Annotated in this window: 7 protein-coding genes and 1 pseudogene; 2 read left to right on the top strand and 6 right to left on the bottom strand. The window is 58.7% G+C overall.

Annotation, left to right across the window (positions count from 1 at the left end):
• The coding region (locus U1A24_RS13295) for a class II aldolase/adducin family protein (protein WP_322322455.1) at window positions 1–410 on the bottom strand (410 nt) is incomplete at its 3' end.
• Window positions 407–1534 carry a TauD/TfdA family dioxygenase gene (locus tag U1A24_RS13290; protein ID WP_322322454.1) on the bottom strand — a complete coding sequence of 376 codons (1128 nt, stop codon included), beginning with the start codon at window positions 1532–1534 and terminating at the stop codon, window positions 407–409. The genes U1A24_RS13295 and U1A24_RS13290, both read right to left, overlap by 4 nt.
• A 127-nt stretch (window positions 1535–1661) precedes the next feature.
• On the opposite strand from U1A24_RS13290, the gene U1A24_RS13285 reads away from it, so the two are divergent.
• Complete coding sequence (locus U1A24_RS13285; RefSeq protein WP_322322453.1) at window positions 1662–2576, top strand: LysR substrate-binding domain-containing protein; 915 nt, start codon at window positions 1662–1664, stop codon at window positions 2574–2576.
• A gap of 192 nt (window positions 2577–2768) precedes the next feature.
• A pseudogene (locus U1A24_RS13280) lies at window positions 2769–2931 on the top strand (IS66 family transposase); the annotation flags it as partial.
• 74 nt (window positions 2932–3005) lie between these two features.
• On the opposite strand, the gene U1A24_RS13275 reads toward U1A24_RS13280, so the two are convergent.
• From U1A24_RS13275 to U1A24_RS13260, 4 genes are read right to left on the bottom strand one after another with little or no spacing between them, the layout of a single operon-like run.
• A complete protein-coding gene (locus U1A24_RS13275; protein ID WP_322322452.1) occupies window positions 3006–3869 on the bottom strand; it encodes a metal ABC transporter permease in 864 nt (287 codons plus the stop codon).
• Window positions 3869–4744, bottom strand: coding sequence for a metal ABC transporter permease (locus U1A24_RS13270; protein ID WP_322322451.1), 876 nt, complete (start codon window positions 4742–4744; stop codon window positions 3869–3871). The genes U1A24_RS13275 and U1A24_RS13270 overlap by 1 nt, the downstream gene beginning before the upstream one ends.
• The gene (locus tag U1A24_RS13265) at window positions 4741–5640 is read right to left on the bottom strand and encodes a manganese/iron ABC transporter ATP-binding protein (protein ID WP_322322450.1); all 900 of its coding nucleotides are present in this window, start codon (window positions 5638–5640) and stop codon (window positions 4741–4743) included. The genes U1A24_RS13270 and U1A24_RS13265 overlap by 4 nt, the downstream gene beginning before the upstream one ends.
• Window positions 5641–5694: 54 nt before the next feature.
• Complete coding sequence (locus U1A24_RS13260; protein ID WP_322322449.1) at window positions 5695–6603, bottom strand: metal ABC transporter substrate-binding protein; 909 nt, start codon at window positions 6601–6603, stop codon at window positions 5695–5697.
• Window positions 6604–6789: the final 186 nt, after the last annotated feature.

Raw genomic sequence — 6789 nt, 5'->3', positions numbered from 1 at the left:
TCTAACGGCTTCATTGACGGGTCTTTCAGCGTCGATAGCGCCGTCGCATAGGGCGTGTGGGCGTGCAGCAGCACCCGCAACGCGGGGCGGCTGCGGTGGATCGTGCCGTGCACCGTCCAAGCTGACGCATCGGGGGCATTCGGACGCTGCATGACATCTGGATCATCGGCGTCCAGCAGCAGCAGATCGCTGGCGCGTATTGCGCCGAAATGCTGCCATTTGGGGTTCATCAGAAATTTTTTGCCATCTGCCGAGACGGCGGCGCTGAAATGGTTGCCCACCGATTCATGCCAGTTCATCTGCGCGCAAATTCGGAAAGCAGCGGCCAGATCCAACCGCAGATTCCACAAAGCCGCCGCGTCCAGATTGGGCGGTGACGGATCCGCCTTCAGGCTCGACCGAACGTTCATTTGAACCGGCCCTCGCTGACCATCGCGCGATAGGTGCTGCGCATCTCACCCCGATCCGAGTAACAACCTCGCAGATAGCGCTCGCCGCTGGTGGCGCTGTATGCGGCACGACCATGCACGATGCGGTGGTTGTCAAATACGATGCATTCCGTTGCGTTCAACCGGAAACGCATCATGTATTTGTCCGATTGCAGCATCCGGCCAAACTTGCAGAAAGCGGGGTAATAGCTGTCGAGGAAGTCTTGTGGCAGATCGAATACATCGGCCATGTGCTGGCTGATCGTGACGCCAGATACCGCGCCGTATTCGTCCAGCTCTATCACCCGTTGCAACGACCGCATGTCGTAGTGATCATGTTCGCAGTAATATGGGATCTGTGTTTCTGACAGCAAGCGGAATGCCTCAGGGTCTTCAATGCGCAGATCATTGGCCACGGCCACGCCATCAAGGAATAAGTTCATGCCGCCTTCAACGCTGTTGGCGCGGCAGTGCAGGAACTGCACGCCGGGAGCCAGATCTTCGGCGGGTGTGTCGGTGTGCATTTCCAACGCTTTGGCGGTGTAGGCCAGATTGGTAGGCTTGATCTGAGTTTTCACATCAAAGAACTCGCCGAAGAAAGTCGGGCGGACATGGCCGATAAGGCGGACGGTTTCGGTCAACCCTTCATTGTTGTCGGGCATGTCGGTCAGGATCGCCACACCCTCCACCAGCATCGCCTCTATCCAAGCCGCAACCTCGGCTTTGTCAGCGATCAACTTGGGCTGTGAGAAGCGCGCGATATTGGCGTAATGATCGCCAAACCAAGCGCGGCGCGGCAGGTTAGCGGGATCGGCGCGGCGCTCGCCTTTGGCATAGCGCTCAAGAAACGCCATTGGATAGTTCGAGCGGTGGCCGTCCTTCCACACCACGATCAGACCATCTTCGGATAACTCGGTGCCGTGCGGCTGCGGAGTTTGGTCAAGATGGAAGATATCAAAGGTGCGCTCGCGGGTTTGGCTGTCGAACGAACTAGGGCAGTTGTCACGCAACCAATAAGCGTTGAAATAACCTGCGCGGCCCGAGGCAAGTTGAACGGTCAGGCCATTTTCAGCCAAGATCACCGAAGTGTCGATTGCAATGTTCATTGCGTCTTTTCCTTTGCAAGGGCGATGCTTCGCCTACAACTGGCTCTCCCATGGTGACCATAATATGGGCTAGCGAGATCCAGCAGAACACTGTAAAAATTGCAAATAACATAAGCTAAGAGTTATGATGAAATCGCAGCGTTTACCTCCACTTCGCCTGTTTGCGGTGTTTGAAACTGTGCTGCGCAGCGGTAGTCCGCAACGGGCGGCGGCAGAGTTGAATGTCTCGCAACCTGCGATCAGCCAAGCCATCAAAGCGCTGGAAACCCATATTGGTGCGGCACTGTTGGATCGCCGCTCCCGCCCGCCGGCCTTGACTGAAGCCGGGCGGATACTGCAACGTGCGGTGGCCGATGGCCTTGGTCGGATCACAGACGCCATTGAGCAGATACACGCATTGCAGCGGGTGTCGCCCGGTTCAGTGACAGTGGCCTGTTCGGTGGGCACCGCGACCTATTGGCTGATGCCGCGCCTAAGTGGGTTTTATGTCGATCATAGCGATGTGTCAGTGAATGTAATGACCACTGCGCAAGGTGCGCCGGCAATCACGGCTGGTATCGACCTTGCTATCCGCTATGGTCTGGGCAATTGGTCTGATGGGCGCGTGATCAAGCTGTTCGAAGAAAGCGTCGTGCCAGTCTGCCACCCCAGCCTTCGGCAACGGATGCTAGATGCTGGGCTGGGTATTGCCGGTTTGCCACTGTTGCATGTCAATTCGGGTGAGGATAGCTGGCTCAGTTGGCAGGATTATTTGCGCGCGGTCGGCCTGCCGGAGCCACGCGGTGGAGGTCGCAGTTTTACCAACTATGTTCAAGCCACGCAGGCCGCGCTGGACGGACATGGTGTGATGCTGGGGTGGGATTCGAACACCGCAGATCTGCTGCGGCGCGGTCGGCTGGTTGTACTTCCCTTCCCGAAGCTGCAACCCAAGGAAGCGTTCTATCTGGTCCTCCCTGCGCATCGCGATGACCAGCCAGCGGTACGCAGGCTTGCCGATTGGCTCTGCCGCCCGGGGGCCGCGTCTGCGCCATCTTTGGCTTAAGGGTGATACTTTCGTCAAAGTTCGCCCCGCCCGTGCGGTCAGCGAACCCCAATCTTTCCCAACCCGCAATGCTTTGCACTGCCATCAGACACAGCCGTCAAAATACTGCCCTTGGATAGCAAACGGCGGAACCTGACGCTAAAGCGATGTTCACCTGCCACTGGCGGCCTTGTTCCGTGCGCTGGGGTTTTCGACGGCTTTCGGCTGTTCCTTGACAATCGCCGCGTCGACATCGACGCCAAGCCGGTTGAAAATGCGATCAGAAGACCTCCCATGAACCGCCGCAACGCTCTTTGCAGGTCACGACGAAAGAGGTCGGAACCGGGTGCCCGCCTCAGGTATCTTGATACGCTGTTTTTAGACAGGTGCCGCGACGCCTTTCCCCCGCAAAGCAAGGTTGCGACTGTCTGCTTATGTACTACATTCACTTCAGGCTTCGTCGGCGGTCGCAACAGATTGCATCGAGGCCCTGCGGTTCAGCGTCTGGCGTCGGACGAAGGCCGCAATGAACACAGTTGTCAGGACAAGCACGATTGTCGGGGCCGGGGCGCTGTCGAGAAAAAAGCTGGCATAGGTGCCAAGCAGCATGGCCCCTACGCAAACCAGAACAGCGACCCACAGCATGGTTGAGAACCTGCGCACCAGAAGAAAGGCGATTGCCCCCGGTGCGATCAGCAAAGCAATGGCAAGGATCAAGCCAGCAGCAGTCAGCGTCGCCACGATGGTCAGCGAGATCAGCGCCAACAGCCCATAATGCAGCCAGTTGACCCAAAGCCCGGCGGCCCGCGCCTGTGCCGGATCAAAGCTGTGCAATAGCCAGTCTTTCCACTTCAGCACCAGAATCAGCACAACCCCTGCAGCGATCAGCCCGGCCTGCCAAAGCTCGTGCGGCTCAACCCCCAGCATGTTGCCGAACAGGATATGGTCAAGATGCAGGTTGGTGTCGATCGAAACGTAAAGCACGATCCCAAGACCGAACATGCCCGAGAACACCACCCCCATCACGGTATCCTGCTTGACCCGGCTGTTGCCTGCCAGAAAGCCGGTCGCGACGGCGGTGAGCATCCCTGCCGCAAAGGCCCCCAGGATCAGAGGCGCGCCAAGCGCGTGGGCCAGCACGATCCCCGGCAGGATGGCATGGCTGATTGCATCTCCCATCAGCGCCCAGCCCTTCAGCACGAGAAAACACGACAGCAACGCCGTCGGCACCGAGACAATGAGAGAGATCAGGAAGGCATTTTGCATAAAGCCGAACCGGAAGGGCATCAAGGCGGTGGCGAGATCGAACTCCATCACAGGACCTCCGAGGTCGGGCCGCGCCGCAACGCTTGGGCGGCTTTGCGCCGTGCCGCCAGCAGCCCGTGTTTCGGGGCCAGCACGAAGACGATCAGGAAGATCAGCGTTTGCAGGCAGACGATGATGCCACCTGTCGCCCCATCCAGAAAGTAACTCGCATAGGCGCCGACAAAGCTGGTCAGCGTGCCGATAGACACCGAGGTCAGGATCAGGCGGGGAAAACGATCGCACAGAAGATAGGCGGTCGCCCCCGGCGTGACCACCATGGCGATGACCAGAAACGCGCCCACCGTCTGCATTGCGGCGACCACCGAGGCTGACAGCAGAGTGAAGAACACGGCCTTCAAGACACCGGGCCGCAGCCCGACCGTGCGGGCGTGGTTTTCGTCAAAGAAGGTCACCATCAGATCCTTCCACTTGGCGATCAGAACCACGAGCGAGACAAAGCCGATGATCGCAAGTTGCAGGGTGTCAGCGGGTGTGATCGCAAGGATGTTGCCCATGGTGATTGTCATGATGTCAACCGATACCGGACTGACCGAGACCATGAAAAGGCCCAAGCCGAAGAAAGAGGTGAAGATCAGCCCGATGATAACGTCTGGCTTCAGGCCAGAGCGTTCCGACAAGAAAAGCATCGCCGCTGCCGCCAGACCGCCCGAAATGAACGCGCCCAAGGCAAAGGGCAGACCCAGCATGTAAGCGCCAGCCACACCCGGCACGACCGCATGTGACAGCGCGTCGCCGATCAGAGACCAGCCCTTAAGCATTAAAAAACAGGACAGAAACGCACAGACTCCGCCAACAAGTGCCGAAATCCACATCGCATTGGTCATGTAGCCATAGCCAAAGGGTTCAAGGAGAAGCTCTGTCATGCGCCCGGCTCCGCCTTCTGAACCTTGTCGCCATATTGCACGAAAGGCCGTTCGTCGTCGGTCAGGATAGTGACCGAGCGCGCATCGGCGTCGTCATGCAACGTGCCGCCACTCAGCGTGAAACGTCGCAACACCCCGCCAAAGGCCTTTTCCAGATTATCATGGGTGAACGTCGTCTCGGTCGGCCCATAGGCCAGCACGGTGCCCTTCACCAGAACCACGCGATCACAGAATTCCGGCACCGATCCAAGATTATGGGTCGAGACCAGCATCACCCGGCCCTCGTCGCGCAATTCGCGCAACAGTCCGATGATCTGCTCTTCGGTCCTGACATCAACGCCGGTGAAGGGTTCATCCAGCAAGATCACCTGACCGTCTTGTGCCAGCGAGCGGGCCAGGAATACCCGTTTGCGCTGACCGCCCGACAACTCGCCGATTTGGCGATGGCGGAAATCCTGCATGTTCACCCGCGCCAGCGCCTGATCAACGGCGGCGCGGTCAACGGCAGAGGGGCGGCGCAGGAAACCCATATGGCCAAAGCGCCCCATCATCACCACATCTTCGACCAGCACCGGAAACGACCAATCCACCTCTTCCGACTGCGGCACATAGGCGACAAGATTCTTGCGCAGCGCTTCGGCCACCGGCATGCCAAGGATGCGAATCTCGCCCTTTGCAGCGGCGACAAACCCCATGATCGCCTTGAACAGCGTCGATTTGCCCGCGCCGTTCACCCCGACAAGGGCGGTAACTGTGCCGCGCGGAATCTCGAAACTGGCGTTCCACAGTGCGGTTTGTCCGTTACGATAGGTCACCGTCACATCGCGCGCCGAAATCCCGCCCCCGGCATTGCTCGGGTTGTCCGCTGCGGTCATGGACGCCTTGGTGTCGAGCATGGAGTCTTCCTTTTCAATCAGACACGAGCCCGCTATTGCAAGCGCGCTCGGCAATCATTTCACCGCCGCAGCGAGGCCGTCAGCAACGGTTGTCGACGTCACCCGCAGCAGGTCAAGATAGGTCGGCACCGGGCCGTCGGGAAGGCTCAGGCTGTCCACATAGAGCACACCGCCATAGGCGGCGCCAGTCTCGCGGGCCACCTGCTCGGCAGGCGCTGTATTCACGGTGCTCTCGCAGAACACGACGGGGATATCATGTGCTCGGACGCCGTCGATGACGGCACGGACCTGCTGCGGCGTCCCCATCTGATCAGCGTTCATCGGCCAAAGGTAAAGCTCCTGCATGCCGAAATCGCGCGCCAGATAGCTGAATGCACCTTCGCAGGTCACCAACCAGCGTTGATCTTCTGGAATGGCGGCGATCTTGCTGCGCAACGGCTCTAGCGTGGCGCGCAGCCTGTCCTTGTAGGCAGCGGCGTTGGCCTCATAGATCGCGGCGTTTTTCGGGTCATGAGCCGCGAAGGCTGCAACGATGTTGTCAATATAGATCAGCGCGTTATCCAGGCCCATCCAGGCATGAGGGTTAGGTTTTCCCTCATAAGATCCTGATGAAATCGGGATCGGGTTGATGCCATCGGTCAGCGTGGCCGAGGGGATGTCGCCCAAGTTCGACAGGAACTGCTCGAACCACAACTCAAGGTTCATGCCGTTCCATAAGATCAGATCGGCGTCCGACGCGCGCACAATGTCGCCGGGGGTTGGTTCATAGCCATGAATCTCAGCGCCGGGCTTGGTGATAGAAACCACCTCCGCCGCATCTCCCGCCACATTTGCCGCCATGTCGGCCAGCACGGTAAAGGTCGTCACCACTTTCATGCGGTCTTCGGCGGCGACTGGAGTGGCCATGCCCACCAGCAGCGCCGTCACCGACACCGCAATCGACCTCAGATTCCCAGATGGCATTTGACTCTCTCCTGCTTTGTTTCTGTTCGCTGATGTTATGTAAATGCAAATCAATCGCAAATCAACCAAAACTGAGAATCATTCTCAATGTATAAAAATTTGTAGGATCTGTCGATTCAGCGAGACACCATCTGTAATCTCCATTTTGGAGTGGGAGGGTGGGTTCGATGGCCGAAGACCAACAGG

Source organism: Cypionkella sp. (genome assembly GCF_034376685.1).
Lineage (GTDB): Bacteria > Pseudomonadota > Alphaproteobacteria > Rhodobacterales > Rhodobacteraceae > Cypionkella.
Note: the sequence above shows the minus strand (reverse complement) of the source record. Positions and strands in the feature narration are given on the sequence as shown.

Coding starts and splice junctions, on each gene's coding strand:
- U1A24_RS13260 (WP_322322449.1), bottom strand. CDS start 6,603: ATGCCATCTGGGAATCTGAGGTCGATTGCGGTGTCGGTGACGGCGCTG.
- U1A24_RS13285 (WP_322322453.1), top strand. CDS start 1,662: ATGAAATCGCAGCGTTTACCTCCACTTCGCCTGTTTGCGGTGTTTGAA.
- U1A24_RS13270 (WP_322322451.1), bottom strand. CDS start 4,744: ATGACAGAGCTTCTCCTTGAACCCTTTGGCTATGGCTACATGACCAAT.
- U1A24_RS13275 (WP_322322452.1), bottom strand. CDS start 3,869: ATGGAGTTCGATCTCGCCACCGCCTTGATGCCCTTCCGGTTCGGCTTT.
- U1A24_RS13265 (WP_322322450.1), bottom strand. CDS start 5,640: ATGCTCGACACCAAGGCGTCCATGACCGCAGCGGACAACCCGAGCAAT.
- U1A24_RS13290 (WP_322322454.1), bottom strand. CDS start 1,534: ATGAACATTGCAATCGACACTTCGGTGATCTTGGCTGAAAATGGCCTG.